18 protein-coding genes and 1 riboswitch are annotated in these 19,748 nt (G+C 32.8%); of the genes, 15 read left to right on the forward strand and 3 right to left on the reverse strand.

From position 1 onward, the window contains the following. Positions 1 to 130: 130 nt before the first annotated feature. The 4 genes from AABL85_RS05675 (at position 131) to AABL85_RS05690 (ending at position 5,069) form a co-directional block, all read left to right on the forward strand. A complete protein-coding gene (locus AABL85_RS05675; RefSeq protein ID WP_286436878.1) occupies positions 131 to 1,624 on the forward strand; it encodes a hypothetical protein in 1,494 nt (497 codons plus the stop codon). 133 nt (positions 1,625 to 1,757) lie between these two features. Next, positions 1,758 to 1,950: riboswitch (cobalamin riboswitch) on the forward strand. A gap of 200 nt (positions 1,951 to 2,150) precedes the next feature. Continuing rightward, positions 2,151 to 2,549: an acyl-CoA thioesterase gene (locus tag AABL85_RS05680; protein WP_341309445.1), complete on the forward strand. Its 399-nt coding sequence runs from the start codon at positions 2,151 to 2,153 to the stop codon at positions 2,547 to 2,549. Between the two features lie 655 nt (positions 2,550 to 3,204). Continuing rightward, complete coding sequence (locus tag AABL85_RS05685) at positions 3,205 to 4,026, forward strand: hypothetical protein (protein WP_341309446.1); 822 nt, start codon at positions 3,205 to 3,207, stop codon at positions 4,024 to 4,026. Between the two features lie 209 nt (positions 4,027 to 4,235). Then, on the forward strand, positions 4,236 to 5,069 hold the full coding sequence (locus AABL85_RS05690) for a hypothetical protein (RefSeq protein ID WP_341309447.1): 834 nt from the start codon (positions 4,236 to 4,238) through the stop codon (positions 5,067 to 5,069). Between the two features lie 136 nt (positions 5,070 to 5,205). On the opposite strand, the gene AABL85_RS05695 is transcribed toward AABL85_RS05690, so the two are convergent. Further along, a complete protein-coding gene (locus tag AABL85_RS05695) occupies positions 5,206 to 5,433 on the reverse strand; it encodes a hypothetical protein (protein WP_006256959.1) in 228 nt (75 codons plus the stop codon). A 241-nt stretch (positions 5,434 to 5,674) separates the two neighbouring features. Then, positions 5,675 to 6,025: a 4Fe-4S dicluster domain-containing protein gene (locus AABL85_RS05700; protein ID WP_006256958.1), complete on the reverse strand. Its 351-nt coding sequence runs from the start codon at positions 6,023 to 6,025 to the stop codon at positions 5,675 to 5,677. Positions 6,026 to 6,099: 74 nt separating this feature from the next. Between AABL85_RS05700 and AABL85_RS05705 the strand changes: the two genes are divergently transcribed. The 7 genes from AABL85_RS05705 to AABL85_RS05735 all read left to right on the forward strand — a co-directional run bounded on the left by AABL85_RS05705 (position 6,100) and on the right by AABL85_RS05735 (position 14,496). Then, on the forward strand, positions 6,100 to 7,158 hold the full coding sequence (locus AABL85_RS05705) for an acyl-CoA reductase (protein ID WP_131540627.1): 1,059 nt from the start codon (positions 6,100 to 6,102) through the stop codon (positions 7,156 to 7,158). A gap of 157 nt (positions 7,159 to 7,315) precedes the next feature. After that, positions 7,316 to 8,383, forward strand: coding sequence for a 3-phosphoserine/phosphohydroxythreonine transaminase (gene serC, locus AABL85_RS05710; RefSeq protein ID WP_341309448.1), 1,068 nt, complete (start codon positions 7,316 to 7,318; stop codon positions 8,381 to 8,383). 20 nt (positions 8,384 to 8,403) lie between these two features. Further along, on the forward strand, positions 8,404 to 9,354 hold the full coding sequence (locus tag AABL85_RS05715; RefSeq protein WP_341309449.1) for an NAD(P)-dependent oxidoreductase: 951 nt from the start codon (positions 8,404 to 8,406) through the stop codon (positions 9,352 to 9,354). Between the two features lie 32 nt (positions 9,355 to 9,386). Then, the gene (locus tag AABL85_RS05720) at positions 9,387 to 9,863 is read left to right on the forward strand and encodes a hypothetical protein (RefSeq protein WP_006256954.1); all 477 of its coding nucleotides are present in this window, start codon (positions 9,387 to 9,389) and stop codon (positions 9,861 to 9,863) included. A 371-nt stretch (positions 9,864 to 10,234) separates the two neighbouring features. Then, positions 10,235 to 12,595 carry a TonB-dependent receptor gene (locus AABL85_RS05725; protein ID WP_341309450.1) on the forward strand — a complete coding sequence of 787 codons (2,361 nt, stop codon included), beginning with the start codon at positions 10,235 to 10,237 and terminating at the stop codon, positions 12,593 to 12,595. Positions 12,596 to 12,615: 20 nt separating this feature from the next. Continuing rightward, positions 12,616 to 13,833, forward strand: coding sequence for a DUF4374 domain-containing protein (locus AABL85_RS05730; protein ID WP_341309451.1), 1,218 nt, complete (start codon positions 12,616 to 12,618; stop codon positions 13,831 to 13,833). A gap of 195 nt (positions 13,834 to 14,028) precedes the next feature. Further along, positions 14,029 to 14,496, forward strand: coding sequence for a GNAT family N-acetyltransferase (locus AABL85_RS05735; RefSeq protein ID WP_341309452.1), 468 nt, complete (start codon positions 14,029 to 14,031; stop codon positions 14,494 to 14,496). A gap of 38 nt (positions 14,497 to 14,534) precedes the next feature. Here the strand turns inward: AABL85_RS05735 and AABL85_RS05740 are convergent, their stop codons facing one another. Beyond that, positions 14,535 to 15,953, reverse strand: a complete 1,419-nt coding sequence (locus tag AABL85_RS05740; RefSeq protein ID WP_341309453.1) for an MATE family efflux transporter — start codon at positions 15,951 to 15,953, stop codon at positions 14,535 to 14,537. A 392-nt stretch (positions 15,954 to 16,345) separates the two neighbouring features. Between AABL85_RS05740 and AABL85_RS05745 the strand changes: the two genes are divergently transcribed. The 4 genes from AABL85_RS05745 to AABL85_RS05760 are packed head-to-tail and all read left to right on the forward strand — an operon-like array spanning position 16,346 to position 19,694. Next, the gene (locus AABL85_RS05745) at positions 16,346 to 17,194 is read left to right on the forward strand and encodes a GLPGLI family protein (protein ID WP_341309454.1); all 849 of its coding nucleotides are present in this window, start codon (positions 16,346 to 16,348) and stop codon (positions 17,192 to 17,194) included. A 37-nt stretch (positions 17,195 to 17,231) separates the two neighbouring features. Next, positions 17,232 to 18,080, forward strand: coding sequence for a GLPGLI family protein (locus tag AABL85_RS05750; protein ID WP_341309455.1), 849 nt, complete (start codon positions 17,232 to 17,234; stop codon positions 18,078 to 18,080). A gap of 17 nt (positions 18,081 to 18,097) precedes the next feature. Further along, the gene (locus tag AABL85_RS05755) at positions 18,098 to 18,904 is read left to right on the forward strand and encodes a GLPGLI family protein (RefSeq protein ID WP_341309456.1); all 807 of its coding nucleotides are present in this window, start codon (positions 18,098 to 18,100) and stop codon (positions 18,902 to 18,904) included. A gap of 4 nt (positions 18,905 to 18,908) precedes the next feature. Next, positions 18,909 to 19,694: a GLPGLI family protein gene (locus tag AABL85_RS05760; RefSeq protein ID WP_286413622.1), complete on the forward strand. Its 786-nt coding sequence runs from the start codon at positions 18,909 to 18,911 to the stop codon at positions 19,692 to 19,694. Positions 19,695 to 19,748 lie beyond the last annotated feature (54 nt).

Here is a 19,748-nt window from a genome sequence, read left to right on the forward strand (position 1 = left end):
ATAACTTTAAACAAAAGTGTATAAAAGCTTTTTGTTAACTTTATCAAAAAAACAAAAACTACAATGTTAAAAAACTGATTTCAATACCTAAGTTGTTGTTTTTTAGTTTGTTAAAATATTTTTTATTACAATGTCAAATTGGGGAAAAGACTGGTTATTTATATTGATAAAATCTTTGACAAGGTCAGAGAAACGTCAATTTACTTTATATGTGAATAGGTTGCAGAATAATGCAGATGCTAAATTCATCTCTTTGTTTAATGCCATGGATAAGATGGAGGAATACGATGAACAAGTTATTCTCAGACAGAAGATAACAAGTAAACAACAACTATCTAACTTAAAAGCAAATCTGTATAAAGCTATTTTGGCTAGTCTTCGCATGAATCCCAGTAAGAAAAATGTAAGAATACAGATACGTGAGCAATTAGATTTTGCTACCATTTTATATCAAAAAGGCTTGCATAAACAAGGTTTAAAAATATTGGACAAGGCAAAACAAATTGCTTTAGATGTAGAAGAGAAGAGCCTTGCCTTAGAGATTATAGAACTAGAAAAGGTAATCGAATCTCAGTATATCACTCGTAGTATTACAGGGCGTGCTGATGAGCTTATCGCACAGTCTAATGACCTGATTATACAAAACTATTATGCAACCAAACTGTCTAATCTATCGCTAAAGTTCTATAACGAGATGCTTACCTCAGGGTATGCTAAGAGCGAGGAAGATAAGCAAGAGTTGATTACCCGTTTTAGTGATCAGTTGCTAGATATAGATGTGAAGATGCTTAACTTTAGAGAGAAGTTGTGGTACTTTAAAGCGCATGTGTGGCTATGTTTTTTAATTCAAGATTACCACAATGCTTATAAATATGCTAAGCTATGGGTAACGCTATTCTATGAACACCCTAAGATGATACAGAGTCATCCTGTGTGGTATTTAAAAGGAAATTCTTATCTATTTAAGATTTTACTGTTGTTTAAATCTGTGGATAAATACATCTATTGGAATGCTAAATTAGAAGAACAATTGGCTCTAGAGAGCTTCCCTCAGTCTATGAATATTGATTCTCAGCGATTCTTATTACAGTTTAGTAATAAGTTGAATATAGAGTTTATACAGCAGACTTATAACGGAAGTTTACTTTTTGTAAAGCAATTACAGCGTGGTATTAATGAATATAGAAATATGATTGATGAACATCATTTCCATATTCTATATTTTAAAGTAGCTTCTTTGTATTTTGGGTACAAGAAGTATGAGGACTCACTTGCTTATACAGAGCGTATTTTGAGCAAAAATGACTATTCTGTACAAGAAGATTTACTATTTCATACTCGTATCTTGTCTCTAATGGCGCAGTATGAGTCTGGACATGATCAGTATTATGAGGACTTTATTAAAGCTAATAGAGCCTTGATGAAAAAGATGAAAAATAGAACACAGATACATGATACCTTTATGAGTTTGTTTGAAGGGCTATTGGGCGCTTCAATTAAAGATCAAAAGGTGGTGTTAGAACGATTTGTAAAAGAAACAGAAGAACTTTATAAGAATAGATTCTATGTAAGAAGTATTCTCTATATAGATGTCCTAAATTGGGCAAAGAAGAAAATAGATTAGCATAGATGTATTGACTTACTTATTGATAAAAGCCACATAGACTTCATTGTTTATGTGGCTTTGTTTGATTAAAATGTGTTGTATGTTTCAAAAGAATTACTATCTTCGCCACAGTATTAGAAAATAATACAGTATTAATTCCATAGAAATAGGTTATACTTAGTTGTATATGAAAAGGGAATCGTGTGAGAATCACGAACTGTCGCGCAACTGTAAGTAACTCATTAGTTTTTTATCCAAGTGATCCACTGTTATTACTTAAGTAATGGGAAGGACGATAAAAAATAGTTACAAGTCAGGAGACCTGCCTAATTCTGTTTATAGACTATGCTTTCGCGGTTTAGAGCTTTATGTCAAGTTGGAATGTGTTTATTATTTAATCCATGAGATTATAGTCTGTATAATCTTGGATAAGCACATTGTACCTTTTCATTTAATTCCAAATCATTTTTTCGAATAGCAGTTTGATAGTTCTCTATCTAGTCTATAGTATTGTCTGAATACTGTAGGATTAACGAATATAACTATGTTAATAGAAACAGAGATAGAAGAACGCAAATCGAAGGCAATCACTAGTGTCTTTAAGGTAGTATTTCCAGATACTACTAATCATCATAATACCATGTTCGGTGGACGAGTAATCATGATGATGACTGAGACAGCATTTATGACCGCTACGCGTTTTTGTAGAAAGAACTTTGTGATTGTTAGCAGCGATAAGATTGACTTCAGCAAGCCAATACCAGCAGGCTCATTAGTAGAAATGGTAGGCGAGGTAGAGTCTATCGGTAATACGAGTATTCGCATCCGTGTCAATGTGTATAGAGAGAAGATGAGGGAAGATGAACGCATCCAGGTAGTGACAGGATTATTCACACTCGTAGCATTAAATGATAATTTCAAACCGATATCTATATTAGACTAGGTTTTATACAAGTAAATTTTGTAAGCATCTTACATTTTTTAGTTTTTGGTAGGGGGATAGACAGGTTAGTGTCTATCCCCATTTTTTTAGACTCTTTTTAATCTAGTCTTTAAGATCAAAACATGGTGCTCTTTGTAGACATCTAAGCCAATGAATAAACTTTTTATAAGAGGTGTAATCTTAAAAATAATAAATTCACTTTTTTACTTTTTGATTCAATAATTGACCTTTTATGAAGAGTTTTTATAGATTATATTTCTTTTTTTTTGCTAAAAGGCTCTTTAAAGTCCTATAATGAGCTATTCTTTTAAAAAAAGAAGTCATTTTTTTTAAGAGTGATTTTTGTTTAATGTGTTGATTTGTAGGTTTTTAATTGTTGTTTGTGTAGAATGGATACTTTCATTATATATCCTTAAAGTCTTATAGACAGTGGCTTGATTGTGATTCCTTCGACAGTTAGTGGACAATAAGCCGTATTTAGTGGGGAAAAGAGGTTATTAGTCGAACGAGTATCCTTTTATTGACCTACTATTCTCCTTGAGCAGGAAGTTAAGAATAAATCCAAAAAGTAGTGAATCTGTCAGATAATGTCTAGGATTTAGGAAATGGACTTTATAGTTTTGGATTCGCTTGTAAAAATCAATAGACATCACACATGAGAGGATTATTAAACATTGTATTAGCAATGGTATTAGCTATTACAACTATGACTGTATATGGTCAAAAAAAGAAAAGAAATGTAAAGCAGTATGATAGTGTTGAGGTATATCGCGGCAATGATGTTATTCAAGATTTAGTAAAAGCGGGAAGAGATACGGTTTTTACGAGACATTATTTAAGCAGCTTCTTAGTAGACTCTACACGTTTATGGAGAGAGGAAGTAACGTACACAGGAGAAAAACTGGACGATAATAAATATAAGCTGTCTGCCCAGAGTATGCTTAAAGAAAAGAATGTGGAGGAGCTAAAGTTAAATACTGAAAGTGAGAAGATATATCATAAGAATAAATCAGATGCTACTTATATACTGAATAGAAGATATCTGTTAGAGGGACTGGTAGAAGAAGTAGTTCATCAGAATAAAAAGTACACTGCCAAATGTATAGATAAGGATGGAAATGTGCTGAATGAAACAGGATGCCTTCGCTACTCTCAAACTCCTTTCCCAGTTGAAAAAACAGAAAAGTTTCAACGCAATTTACAAAAAACAATAACTAATTTAATTACCAACAGTAGAGGTAAATTACCACGTTATATCATATTGGCTATTGAGGCAGATTACGAGAGTCAGCGTTGGAATCTAGCTTTAGACTTTCCTAAGGAGTATAAATTAGGTTCTGATATGCATACTAGTTTAGTAGCTGCTATAGCTCATGTATTGAATAATGAGAAATTAGAGGAATATCATTTTGAGAAAGATATTAATGGTAATTATTATAATAGAACTATGTTTATCCCATTGATTTTTAAAAGATAGGAGTAGCTAGAGACTAAAGGACTTTAGATGATCAAAAATAGAATGCTTTGTAGAAGGGATGATCTAAGAGAATAGTAATAAATATCTAGGTAGTAGGTCTTTTAAAACTAGAGTAACCTAAAATAAAGGATATTTAGACAATAAAGTAAGTGAAAAATATTTTATAACAATATGGAATTGAATTATAAAATTCAGAAATAGATATGATAATGAGATCAATACAATTAAATAGAATAACGGCTTTCATACTTTTTTTAATTTCAATATTAGGATATGGTCAGGGGGGACCAGCTTCGGATGCGCTTATAATTAATAGGCAACTTTTAAGTGGATATGATATTGTAAAAGAGTTAAATAAGCAAGAGAAAGATACATTATTCACTAGATACTTTAATAGTATAAATGCTGTAGATTCTGTATCTACGTGGGATAGAGTAGTAAAGTATACGGGGAAAAGCCTAAAGGATAATCAGTACTTACTACTGACTAAGACTTATAAGCTTGATATAGAAACAAGAAAATTAGTTAAAGAGGAAGAGAGTAAGAGAACTTTATTAGATAAGAAAGGAAAGAAACAGATTTACATAAGAAAGCAGTTCTTAAAAGGAGGTCTAGTAGAAGAGTATAAGCATGATAAAGGGAAGGAGACTATTGGCTGTTATGATAAAAATGGAGCTAAGCTAAACGATAAGGGGTGTCTACTATATACTTATTCTAAATTTCCAGGACATAAGTTTGAGGCTTTCTACGAAGATGTAAAACAGAAAATACAAAATTATTTGTACACTTCTACAGGAAGAGTACCTTCTTATATCTTAGTAAATATAGAAGCTGATTATCTAAGTAAGAAATGGTTTGTAACATTTTCTTTTCCTGGAGATTATAAAGTGAGTAATCATTTGTACTCAGGTTTAGTGATTAACACTCTTAATGCTCTAAATAGTTTAAAAATAGAAGAGTATCACTTTAATAAAGATTTATACGGTAATTTCTATAATCGGAGCTATACTATTCCTTTCACATTTATAGCTCACCATGGATAGTTATAGTGTGTTAAATGATAGAATGTAAGCTTGGTCGATTGGGATTATTTAAAAGTTTTTTTATTAAAACAAGGCAATAGAGATATAGATTAAAAATAGGCTCTGATGACTAGTCATCAGAGCCTATTTTTTTATGCTATTTAGAATTGTTACTAAAGAAATAATAAATCACATATAACCATCCTAGAAAGAAATGGACAATGGCCCAAAGAATAGACTTGTTTCTTGTCCAAGATAGAAATACTGCAATAAGCGAACCTAGTGTAAGTCCTCCTCCCCATATCTTGATGGAGGGACTATCTGCAAAGGCTGAGGTCGTGATAAGGATCATAGCTGTGATCCAGAATGCATGAGATTTGTTCATAATGATTTTGTTTTTTGTGTTAATTACCTATAAAGTTAATAAAAAATATTTTTATAACTTATTGTAATATAGTGTTATAAGATGTTTTTTTATATACGGCGGTATGGTGTTGTTACAAAATACAAAAACAAAAAGCTCAAGAATCCTTTGAGAATTCTTGAGCTAGAAGAGTATTATATCAGTTTATGGCTATGGTGATAAATGAAAAAAGCTACTCCCTAGGAGTAGCTTTATATGTTGCTTAGTGCTTGTGCAAGAATGCTTGTCTTTGTAAAAGAGTTTCTTCGCTTTCGACATGGTTGTCGTCAGGAATACAACAATCTACTGGACAAACTGCCGCACACTGAGGTTCTTCGTGGAATCCTTTACACTCTGTACACTTAGATGGTACAATGTAGTAGAACTCATCAGAAACTGGTTCTTGAGCTGCTTCAGCATCAACTTCAGTACCGTCAGGTAAAACTACCTTACCTGTTAAGGCTGTACCGTCTTTATATCTCCAGTCATCTGCTCCTTCATATATCGCTGTGTTAGGACATTCAGGTTCGCAAGCTCCACAATTTATGCATTCGTCTGTTATAATGATTGCCATAGCTTATATTTTGTTTTATATGTATTAACTTTGTATGCAAATTTACACCCAAAACAATTCACAAACAAGTCAATATGAATTTAGATGTTAAAAAAAATGCATTTGTTAAGTTAGGTCAATTTTTGAGCCAATTCGCTGCAAATGAATTTGTAAAAAACAATGATGTATGTCATAATGATGAATTTTTTTCAAAGTTTGAAGAACTGATTCACAGCTCAGTAAACTATAATGGATGGTTCACATTAGAACAAGTAGTGATCTCGATCAACTCTTGGGCAAGTGCGTTGACACAAGATAATTTAGATAAGTGGACTTCAAAATATGATTTTTCTAGTGAGCCTAATAAGCGTGTAGGATTGATCTTAGCAGGTAATATTCCTTTAGTTGGGTTTCACGATTTTATCAGTGTATTGATTTCGGGTAATATCGCTAAGGTAAAAATGTCTTCTAATGACCAGAAATTACTTCCTTTTTTAGCTAATTATTTAGTAGCTGTAGAACCTGGATTTGCTAGTCGTTTTGACTTTATTGAAGGAAAGATGGAAGGATTTGATGCAGTGATAGCTACAGGGAGTAATAATACAGCTCGTTATTTTGATTATTACTTTAATAGTGTCCCTAATATTATACGCAAGAATAGAAACTCAGTTGCTGTTCTAGATGGTACTGAGAGTCATGAAGATATGGTAGCCTTAGGTAAAGACGTGTTTACATACTATGGCTTAGGATGTCGTAATGTCTCTAAGATATTCGTACCAGAAGGATATGTGTTTGATAGTTTTTATCAAGGTATGTTTGAATACAAAGACGTGATCGAATATGAAAAGTATTCTAATAACTATGATTACAATAAGGCTGTATTCTTAATGAGTGAGTTTAAGATTCTAGATAATGGATTCTTAACTGTGAAAGAAGATAAAGGATATGCTTCACCTATATCATCTGTATTTTATGAGTACTATACTGATATTAATGAAGTAAAAGCGAGACTGGCTGAGGATGTGGATAAAATACAATGTATCGTATCTAATAATCTGGTAGAAGGTAGTATTGCTTTTGGACAGACACAAGAACCACAGTTATGGGATTATGCAGATAATGTGGATACTATTGAGTTTTTGTTAGGATTGTAGTGATTAGTGATGGCAAGAATTATAAATCCGCGCCAAGTGATAGATTAATTTTAGGATTATAGACTAAACGATTTAACGACATCACAAAAAAACGACATCACAAAAAAACGATTTCACAGTTTCACAAATTCACGGTTTCACAGAAAAACAGAACAACATGAGTAAAGTACATAATTTCTGCGCAGGTCCTTGTTTATTACCAGATGAGGTATATAAGGGAGCCGCTGATGCTGTATTGGATTTTAATGGAAGTGGATTATCACTACTTTCGATTTCTCATCGAAGTAAGGAGTTTATAGCTGTACTAGAAGAAGCACAGCATTTGGCTCTGTCTCTGTTGGGACTAGAAGGGAAGGGGTATTCAGCTCTATTCTTACAAGGAGGAGCAAGTATGGAATTCTTAAGAGTTCCATATAATCTGATGCAGACAAGAGCAGGATATATCGATACTGGTAATTGGTCTTCTAAAGCTATAACACAGGCAGAAGCGTTCGGTCAAGTAGAGGTATTAGCTACTTCTAAGGATAGAAAATATGCTTATATCCCAGAAGATATCGTTATTCCTTCGGGGCTAGATTATGTGCATTATACTTCTAATAATACAATATATGGTACGCAGTTTAGAGATGTGCCTAAGGCAGATTGTCCGATAGTCTGTGATATGAGTTCGGATATTTATTCGAGAGTATATGACTGTGATAAAATAGACCTAATCTATGCTGGAGCACAAAAGAATATAGGCCCAGCAGGGTTAAGTGTTGTTTTAGTAAAAGATAGTATTCTTGATAAGTCAGGTCGTATGATACCTCAAATGATGGATTATGCTGAGCATATCGATAAAGGTAGTTTATATCACACAGCTAATGTGTTTGCTATATACACGAGTTTATTAAACTTGAGATGGTTACAACGTTTAGGAGGTGTAGAGGCTATCGAAAAGATTAATAATCAAAAAGCAGCTACTCTATATCGTGCTATAGATGAGTTAGATTATGTAGTAGGACTAGCTGATGTAGCATATCGATCAAAGATGAATGTGACTTTTGATTTTAAAGAAGAGACAATGAGAAGCGTCTTCGATACATTGTGTATGGAGGCGAATATCACCAATATAAAAGGTCATCGAGTAGCTGGAGGATATCGCGCTTCTCTGTATAATGCCTTGAAGCAAGAGAGTGTGGATGCTCTAGTAGAAGTGTTACATACGATGAAATCAAAGATTTAATAAAGAACCAAATAACGCAGATGAGAATATTAGCGAATGATGGTATCCCAGAAGAAGTAAAGAACGACTTAGAGGGATTGGGATTTGAAGTAAAAGAGGTTCGTGTAGCTCACGAACAGTTAGTTAATTATACAAGTAAGAATGAGATAGAGATTCTGTTGTTACAACAGGGAACTTTATTGAATAAAAAAATGATAGAGGAGATGTCTCATCTAAAAGCTATTGTTTTTGCAGGTACTTCGATAGACTTAGATAGTATAGATTATATCAAAAGTTGTGGTATTAAAGTAATATGGGCTGAAGAAGCGTTGTCTAATGCTACTGCAGAGTTAGTATTTGCACATTTGTTTTCGGGATGTCGTTTGTTACAAGAGTCGAACCGCAATATGCCTTTAGAAGGTGATGCTAGTTTTAAATCTCTACAGCAGTCTTATAGCAATGGGATAGAATTAGCAGGTAAGACACTTGGAATTATTGGGTTAAATACAGCAGGAGAGAAGGTGGCTCAAAAAGCGTTGGCTTTAGGAATGAATGTGTTGTATACAGATGCCTCAGTACCTGAGATTAAAGCTGACTTTGTATTGCCAAATGGAATACACTTTAGAGTAGATTTGGCTTCTACAGATATGCATAGATTATTACATGATTCTCATTTTATCACTATTCATACTAAGCATTATCAAAAGTATATCTTAGATAAAGAGGCATTTAGTCATGCTCATAACTTGATAGGAGTGATTAACTGTGCTTATCCAGAAGCGATTAACGAAGTAGATTTAGTGGACGTAGTAAATGCTGAAACGGTATTGTTTGCTGGGATTGATCGATTCGAAGAGGAGCCTCATCCAGCTATTCAAGTATTGATGCAACCTGCCTTTTCTTTATCTCCTAATATTAATGCTTCTACTGATGAAAGTAAAGTGTTAATATGGGATGAAATTTTTGAGAAAACGCAAGTATTGCGAAAATAATAAGTAGTTTTATACATCTAAAAAATAAAACTATGTTAGAGCAAATTACAAAATTAGTAGAACAGATTAGTTCTAGTGAAGTGGCTAAAGGTGGGATCACTTCAGATCTTACAAGTGCAGTTACTAAAGAAACAGGAGACAGTATTATCAATGGATTAAAGGATAGTGTTAGCTCTGGAGATATTAGTGGATTGACTAATTTATTATCAGGTCAAGCTTCTAATATTGCATCTAATCCTATCGTAACAGGTATGATAGGTAACCTTATCAGTGGATTAGTTGGTAAATTAGGTTTATCAGAAGGTGTAGCTGGAAGTTTTGCTAATGGTGTAGTACCGCAAGTGGTATCAGCTATAGTAGCTAAAATACAAGGAGGAGAATCAGGTTTTGATATGTCTACAATCCTAAGTGGACTAGGACAAGGAGGAGCACAAGATATGCTAGGGTCTTTACTAGGAGGAAAAGAAGGATTAGGAGGAGCAATCGATAAATTAAAAGGATTGTTCTAGTCGTTATAACGCATTAATATAGAGGCGATTATTCATTTTATGAATAATCGCCTTTTTTTATTATTTAGATTTATTAAAAATAAATACTCGCATAACTTGATTTTATGTTAAGTTTTACTATATATTTGCATCTATATAAAATTAGTCTAAATAATAATTAATGTGTTGTTGTTGATAATATGTTGATTATTAGATTTTTATTTTTTTGTTGCTAATCATAGTTAATTATGGAATATCTAAATAGCTGTTAAATATTTATGGTCTAAGTAAACACTTATATGTGATTTATAAACTAGTTAAATATTCAATGCATAGTAATCAAAAGGTGTTGTGTCAAGTTCTTTATTGCCTTTTGAGAAATACAATCTTAAATGAAAAAATATATACTACTTACGTTCTTATTCTCTTTTAACCTTTTATGTCATGCTCAACAACTGGCTTATTCTATAAAGGGAAAAGTGTTAGATGAAAAAAATGTACCAATAGCTTATGCAACCATTGTTGGTATCGAATCTAATCAGTCTACTCAGACTGATGAAAGAGGAAACTTTGAGTTAAAAGTTCCAAATAAAAAAGAGACCATAGAAGTTAGTTTTATGGGATACAACTCTTTTAAAAGCAATATTACTTTTGATCAAGAAACTACTAAAGTACTGTCAGTAAAATTAAAAGAACAACAACAGCAATTAAGTGAAATTAATATTAAAGCTAAGAGTGCTAGTGAAAAAGTAAGGCAAAGTGCTTATACTGTCAACGCTGTAGAAGTAAAAGCTTTAGCCAATACAGTATCTGATGTCAATCAGATTTTAAACCGAAGTGCTGGAGTACGTGTACGAGAAGAAGGGGGACTTGGTTCTAACTTTAATTTTGCTCTAAACGGCTTTAGTGGAAATCAGATTAAATTCTACTTAGATGGTGTTCCTTTAGAAGGTGTAGGATCTTCTTTTCAACTAAACAATATCCCTGTAAATATGATAGAACGCATAGAGATCTATAAAGGGGTAGTTCCTATTAGTTTAGGAGGGGATGCTCTAGGAGGTGCTTTAAATATTATCACTAAGAATACGAAGAGTAAATATTTAGATGCCACAGTTTCTTATGGATCTTTTAATACTGTGCGTTCATCTATCAATATGGGAATGACTACGGATAAAGGATATAAGTTTCAATTAAATGCTTATCAAAACTATTCTGACAATGATTATAAAGTGAATGTAGATGTTCACAATTTTGAAACAGGAGTACTTACGCCAAAGAGAGTTCGTCGATTCCACGATCGTTATCACAATGAAGGAATTGTCCTAAAAGGAGGTATGGTGAATAAGTGGTATGCTGATGAGTTACTATTCGGGATTACGTTAGGAAAGAATTATAATCAGATCCAGACTGGGAATAGAATGGAAGATGTCTATGGAGGTCGTTTTACTAAAGGGGACTTAATATTACCAAGTTTTAGTTATACAAAGAAAGATTTCTTAGTAGAGAATCTGAATGTCTCTGTAAATGCTAATTATAATCTAGGTAGTGAACAATCTGTAGATACAGTAAATAGATTGTATAACTGGGATGGAGATTATATTATAAAAAATACTTTAAAGAAAGAAGGTGGGGAGATAGAGAGAAGAAGGTTTAAGTATAAAAATAATAATGGATCAGTAATCGCTAATGCGAATTATGCGCTAAGTGAGCATCATCTGTTTGCGGTAAACTATAATCTATCTTTATTTAATAGAAAAGGAGAGGATCTATTAGACGCTACGTTAAAGAATAATAATCTACCTAAGAAATCTAATAAGGCTATACTAGGTTTTAGTTACCAGTATACGCATAATGAAAAGTGGAACGCGATAGCATTTCTAAAGAAGTACTTCCAATATAATTACTCAGAACGCTATTATAACGAGACTTACTTCACACAAGACAATAGACAGAACTTTACTGGATATGGAGTAGCTACAGCTTATAATATACTGCCAGACTTACAAGTAAAAGGGTCTTTTGAACATAGCATACGTATGCCAGAAGCATATGAGATGTTTGGGGATGAGGTAAACTTAGCTTCTAATTATAATCTAAAACCAGAGTCTAGTAATAACTTTAATGTGGGACTTCAATATGGATTTGCTATTAATGAAGTAAACCAATTCAAGGTAGAGACTAACTTCTTATATCGAAAAGCTAAAGATTATATAAAGGAGGAAGTTAATACAGGACAAGGTACTGCAGCTCAAAAAGTAAATAGAAATATCGGTGGGGTATTAGTAAAATCCTTTGATGGAGAGATAAGATATAGCTACAAAGATTTCTTCTCTGTGATGGCTAATGTTACATACCAAGATATTTTAAACGATATGAAGTATGAGAATAATTCTGAGGAAGTGAGTGCTTTATATAGAGATAGAGTGGCTAATATCCCTTATCTATATGGAAATGGGATGGTGTCATTCAATTTTAAAGAAATATTTGGATCTAAGAATAGTTTGCGTCTAGACTATAATATGATGTATGTACAGAAATATTATTTATATGCTCCTAGTGCTGGTATCGCTAAGTATAAGAGATATATACCAGAGCAATTCTCACAAGATATCAGTTTGCACTATGCTATTCGTGATGGAAGATATAATGTGGCAGTAGAGGTGAAGAATCTAGCTAATAAGACATTGTATGACAACTTCAGTTTACAAAAGCCAAGTCGTTCAGTGACTTTAAAACTGAGATATAATTTATAAAAAACATAATTAAATATAATATGAATATCATAAAAAAAACACTAGGTCTATTATCACTTGTATTAATAGCATCATGTAGTAGTGATGACAACTCATCACCAGAAAAACCAACAACTCCTGAAGAAGGTAAAAAAGCTAGTTCTTATGTATTTGTGATTAACTCCTTGACAGGACAAGAAGGAGGAACAAAATATATAGCAACCGCATCGTCATTAACAGAAGGTGTTATAAAAATAGATAAGAACAATGGTATCGAAACTGATTCTTATTCATTCTTCGTACAAAACAATCAATTAATGGCTGCTGTATATGGATTCAGTGGACAAAGCCCGTTGACATTCTATAGCTTAAATGCTAAGAATGAAATAGTAGAGGGAACTAAACTAGCGACTGAAACAATAGGTAGTTATGGAAATATTGGAAAAACTGATGTAGTTAGTGCTACATTAGGAGGAAATCTGTTTGCTATAAATACTGAGTTAAAACAAATGACTCATAAAGGAGCTGTTGATTTTGATAAATTAAAATATAAAGATGAAGAAGCTGGAGGGCGTAATTTAACTGGGGTGTTTGCGGTAGGAACAGATAAATTATATATTCCTTATTCTGTGTCGCCAAAAGAAGGAGATACAAAATATAGAGACAATACATTTATTGCAGTAGTAGATTATCCAAGTCTTAAAGTTAGTAAAACTATTATAGATGATAGAACTGGGTTAATAGGAAGCTGGTTTGGAATGAACGGTATTCAACAAGTGGAAGATGGATCTGTATATGCATGGTCTCCTGCTGAGAAGTCTAAGAACCCTTCTGCTTTTATTAAAATCAAAAACCATGAGATAGATAAAGGATACTTCTTTGATGTACAAAAAGCATCAGGAGGACATAAGTTATCTCGTGCAGAGTACATTGGAGGTAATGATTTCTTAGTGAGCTTCTTTGTAGATAAGAATATTCAAAGCACTTGGTCTGGTGTGACTAAGTTAGCAATCGTAAATGTATCTACTCAATCTATTAGATGGATAGACACTATTGCTGATCATGCACAAATGCCATATAAACAAAAGATATATGTAGAGAAGGATAAGAAAACAGTACACTATGTAGCTCCAATAGAGAAAACAAATCGTTTCCAAGTATACAATATTGATGTTGCAACAGGTATTGCTAAAAAAGGTATTACAATCGAAAATGCAAATGACGTTACAGCTATCTCTAAATTAGAGTCTGTACAATAGTAGCATTTAAAATAAATTAGTTAGTTAGCGTGTTTTGAATTAGGCAAATTCAGAGTATAATAAGTTGTTGAAGCAGTAATCACGGAAACGTGATTACTGTTTTTTTTTATTATGATAAACGATATCTGTATAATATTTTAGGCAACTTTAATTGTAATAATTATCTTTGAGTAATAGACTTTAAAACATTGAGTTATGAATAGTATCCATTGGCATACCAAAGCTTTCGATGAGTTGACAGTGAGTGAATTATATGATATTATGCGTTTACGTACAGATGTATTTGTGGTAGAACAAAACTGTCCTTATCCTGAATTAGATGGTAAGGATAAGAAATGTTTACACATTTATGCAACGAAGTTAGATCAAGTCGTTGCTTGCGCTCGTATTGTCCCTCCTGGGCTTAGTTATCCAGAAATAGCTATAGGAAGAGTAGCTGTCCACGCAGACTATCGCAAGGATGGTTATGGTCGTATCTTAATGCAACATGCTATAGATAAGATAGAAGAGGAGTTTGGAGCTCAAGATATTCAGATAGGTGCTCAGAGTTATTTGAAGAACTTTTATGGTTCATTTGGTTTTGAACCTTCTTCTGAAGAGTATTTAGAAGATGGTATTCCACATGTGGATATGATTAGAAAAGAATCAGAATATACTAAATAGATAAAATGCCTTAACAGGATGATGTTAAGGCATTTTTATTATACTTTTTTCTGTTTCCATTTACCTCGCCTAAATAAAATAAAGGCAAGAATAGCGATTACTAATTCGGCAGAAGGGATAGCGATAAATGCTCCTGTAGAACCCAAATTAAAATGATAAGTCATTAAATAAGCAAAAGGTATCTGAAATAACCAGAACCCTACAATATTTATTATTGTTGGGGTAACAGTATCTCCAGCTCCATTAAAGGCATTCATCAAGGTCATTCCTGTTCCATAAGCTATAAAACCAATAGCTCCTATATACATTGCTTCTTTAGCGACTGTTTTAATAGTTTCATCAGTTGTAAAGAATGAAGCTAAAATTTCGGCCATACTGAAGAATATAATCGTGACAATAGCCATATAGAAGACATTGTATTTTAAAGTTGCAATCACTGATTTATATGCCCTGTCGGGATTGTTATCTCCTAAGTTTTGACCAACTAAAGTAGAGGCAGCATTACTCAATCCCCATGCGGGAAGAATAAAGAACACAAGAAGACGTAAACATGTCAAGAAACCTGACGAGCCTATTTCTCCTCCGCTTTGCGCTACTATGCGTGCAAGAATAACCCAACTACAAGTAGATATCATATACTGTACCATACCTGGTACTGCGATTTTAATGATATTCCAGGTCATATCCCATTGTATTTTGAAGTACTTTAATTTTAACTGAATAAGAGAGTCTTTTTTAGACAGATAATACAACTGATACACTACCCCCATACTACGTCCTATAGCTGTAGAGTAAGCAGCTCCTTCTAATCCCATTTCTGGAAATATCCACCATCCTCTAACCATAATAGGGCATAGGATGATATTGATGATATTACCAAAACCAAGACTTTTCATGGCTATGGCCGCATTACCTGCTCCTCTAAATATTCCATTAATAAGGAATAAGAGCATGATAGATACACAGCTGACTAATAAGATTCTGGTATATCCGTATCCATATTCTGCTGAAGTTTCTGATGCTCCCATCCACAGTAACCAATCTTTTGCATAGATAAAACCGAGTACGCTTAATACAATAGTGATTAATATTGAAAGTGTGATGGCTTGTGCCGCATTTTGCGCTGCCTTTTCTTTATCTTTTTCACCTATACGCCTTGCTACAATAGCTGTGGCTGCCATACTAATCCCTATACATATAGCATAAATAATAGATAGTAAAGACTCTGTTAGCCCAACACTTTGTATAGCGTAGGCACTCTCTTTTAAATGACCAACAAAATATAAGTCAACTAAAGCAAATACTGACTCCATTAGCATCTCAAACATCATAGGAATGGCTAATAGAAAAACAGCTTTATTAATAGACATATTAGTCAAGTCAAAGTTCTCATTAGAAAAGGATTGCTTGATTAAAGAAAATACATTGTTTTTTGATTTAAATGTTGTTGTTGACATATTTAATGAATTGCCTAAGGGTATTTAAGAGCTCAAAGATAAGTTGATTATGTAATTAAGATATAGGTTAGCACCTTTTTTATTCCAATGGTATTTATAAATAGACTCTGTTATTTATGTTTTTTAAGTAATTGAAAATAAGAGTGTTATTTTGATTTAGATAATTTTTTATATTTAAACTATTTAATTAGTTGTAAAACTAAATAAATAGTTGTTAGTTTGGATAACTATTTATTAGTGATGATAAGTTAGTTTTTGTTGTTAATGATTTGAATATATTTATTAATTTTTGATTATTAGTGTTATATTTATTTAATATAGCCGTTATGAAATAATGTAGATGTTAAATAATTTAAATCATAGTTAGTATAAACCATAAATAACTATAGAATATGATTAAAGCAATGTATGTATCAGTCGTAGCATTATGTTGTGTAACGTTAATTAATGCACAGGAGAAAATAGATGTAATGAGGTATGAGTATCAACTAACCTTACCAAGTACAAATGCTACTGGAGATGAAGAGGCATTACAGAGTAGCACTGAAATTGTTTATTTAGATATAAAAGGAAGCGAGTCTAGATGTGCTAGTGAAGGGGATATTAAAAGGGAAGAGACTTTGATGGAATATTCTACTGGGGCTAAGAAAGATGCAGATTTTGCTGTGCGTATGCAAGCTTTAAGTCAATTTAAGAGTAGAGTAAAATGGACAATATATAAAAATGGAGCAGAATTAAATACTTATGCTTCTTCTGGTATAGAGTCGTACAATGTAGGAGAAACTAATGATCTAGTGAAATGGAATATTTCTGGAGATATAGAAGATTACAATGGTATGAAAGTACAGAAAGCAATAGGTGAGTTGAGCGGACGTACTTGGACTGTGTGGTTTACTCAAGATATTCCACTGATAGACGGACCGTATAAGTTTAAGAATCTACCTGGATTTGTAGTCAAAGCAGAGGATAGTACAGGAGACTACAAGTTTGAGTTCTTAAAGAGTGAGAGAGCTACTACTGATTTTTGGTTATCAAATAGACAAGAGAAGGCGATGAAAATAGATAAGAAACAATGGGATAAGATTAGAAATATGAATGCTAATAAAAGTTTCTCTCAGATTATGAACGAAAGAGGAGGTACAGCTACTTTTAAAATGGTAGATGAAAAAGGGAAGGATATAACTGATGAGATGACTAAAAAGAAGATGGGAAAAGAAAGTAAGCCTATAGAGTTCTATTAGTATGTTTACTGAACAAGTATAATAAAATCAATGGATTATGAAGAAATTGTTAGTGATAAGTATAGTCGCGTTTATAACTAGTATAAGTGGATTAGCTCAAGAGAAAATTGAGGTAATGCGATATGAGTATCAGATGACCATGCCCTTAGCCAAAACGACTGATGATATTAATACTTCTAATAGTGCAACTGAAATAGTATATCTAGATGTACAGAATAGCGAATCTAGATTTACTAGTGAAGGAAATATTAAAAGAGAAGAAACACTTATAGAGTACACTACAGGAGCTAAAAAAACAGCAGATCATACAGCGCGTTTCCAAGCTTTAGGTCAATTTAGAAGTAAAGTAAATTGGATTATCTATAAGGATCAAGCAAACTTAAATACTTATGAAAATTCAGGAATAGAAACGTATAATGTAGAAGAACCTAGTAATTTAATTAAGTGGAATATTTCTGGAGATATAGAAGATTACAATGGTATGAAGGTACAGAAAGCGGTAGGAGAGCTGAGTGGACGTACTTGGACAGTGTGGTTTACTCAAGATATCCCTTTGATAGATGGACCTTATAAGTTTAAGAATTTACCTGGATTTGTAGTCAAAGCAGAGGATAGTACAGGTGATTATAAGTTTGAGTTCTTAAAGAGTGAAAAAGTCACAGCGGAGTTTTGGCTAATGGATAGACATAAAAATGCCATGAAAGTCAATAAGAAACAATGGGATAAGATTAGGAATGTCAATGCTAATAAAAGTTTCTCTCAAATGATGAGTGAGATAGGAGCAGGTACTATTGTAAAGGTAGTAGATGAAAAGGGGAATGATATAACCAATGATAAACTAAAAAAGAAGACAGGCAAAGAGGCTAAACCTATAGAGTTCTATTAGTATAAAGTGATTAAGTTATGAAGAAGTATTTATTTAGTATTACAGCTACTGTTTTAACTGTTTTAGGAGCAGTAGCTCAGGAGAAAATAGAAGTCATGAGATATGAATATGAGGCAACGTTTAAACCATCTATTAAGTCAGACGAAATGTTTACAGAGTCTGTATTCTTAGATGTATGGGATACTTCTTCTCGTTTTTATTCTAAAGGATATGCTAGCCGTGTAGAACGTTTAGCTAAAAAAGAGAATAGCGGACTAATAGGTAAGTCGATTAGTATGGCTGGTGAACAGACACGGTTTGAAGCAGTATTAGTAAAGGAAGTTAATAAGATATTCTATGTTCAGAATGTGAGTGGTACTATGTTGAAGATAGAAAGTCCAGTTAATCAGGTCAAATGGAATATAGATGATACTGTAGAGGAGTTTGAAGGTATGAAGGTACAGAAAGCTATAGGTGAACTGAATGGGCGTATATGGACAGTATGGTTTACTACTGAAATTCCTATCATAGAAGGGCCATATAAGTTTAAGAACTTGCCTGGATTTGTAGTCAAAGCACAGGATGATAAGGAAGATTATGTTTTTGAGTTTAGAAAGAGTGAGAAAGTAGAAATACCAGTAGACTTCAACGAATATAAACAGGCTGGATTGTATAAAACTAGTGAGTTAGTCAAGCTAAGAGAGGTTAAAGCGAATATGACAGTTAAGCAGAATCTAGATAGTCAAGGTATGATTGTTTATTTTGAAGATACTGTTGAGAATCAACAGATGTTAAATAAGAAAGTGGAAAATAGTAGTAATTACCTTGAATGGTTAAAAAAGTAAACTTATGAAGTATTTAATAGGATGTGTTGTACTATTTTTAATATCTATTCATAGTATGGCTCAAGAGAAAAAAGACTTTATGCGGTATGAGTACTCATTGACTTTTAAGCCTTATGATGTAAAAGTAATGCCTGATAGTCTTCCTATCACAGAGAAGTTCTATCTGGATATAGACGGGAGTAATTCTATGTTCTATGATGAGTTTACTTACCAAGAATTTGTTGCTGAATTAGAAGAGATAGAAATAGATATTCAAAATTCTCAAGTGCCTTGGATGGTTTCTAAAGACTCAGGTAGCATTATTCTTTATGAGATGATTAATTCGCTAGAAGCTTATAAAGTAAAACAGCCTCTTAATCTTATTCAATGGACTATCTCAAGTGAGATAGAAGAGTATCATGGTATGAAAGTACAGAAGGCAACTGGAGAACTAAGTGGGCGTAATTGGACAGTATGGTTTACTACTGAGATACCTATAATAGAAGGACCTTATAAGTTTAAAAATCTGCCAGGTTTTGTAGTAAAAGCAGAGGATAAAAATAAAGACTATGTATTTGAGTTTACTGAGAGTATGAGAGTACATAATTACTGGATTGAATTAAAGGAATTAGATTTTTTTAAGGAAGTAACAGGTAAACAATTAAATCGATTAAAAACATTAAACGCCAATAAAACTTATATGCAACTCATGCAAGAAAGAGGGGGGAAGTTAATGAATGATGATAAAGAACCTTCTGATTTTATGACTAAGAAATTTGGCAAAGAGCCTAACCCTATAGAGCTTTATTAGTAATTAACCAAACGACCTTATTAACGATGAAATATGTAATATATATACTTTTCT

Source organism: Myroides odoratimimus, assembly GCF_038039805.1.
GTDB classification, from domain to species: domain Bacteria; phylum Bacteroidota; class Bacteroidia; order Flavobacteriales; family Flavobacteriaceae; genus Flavobacterium; species Flavobacterium odoratimimum_B.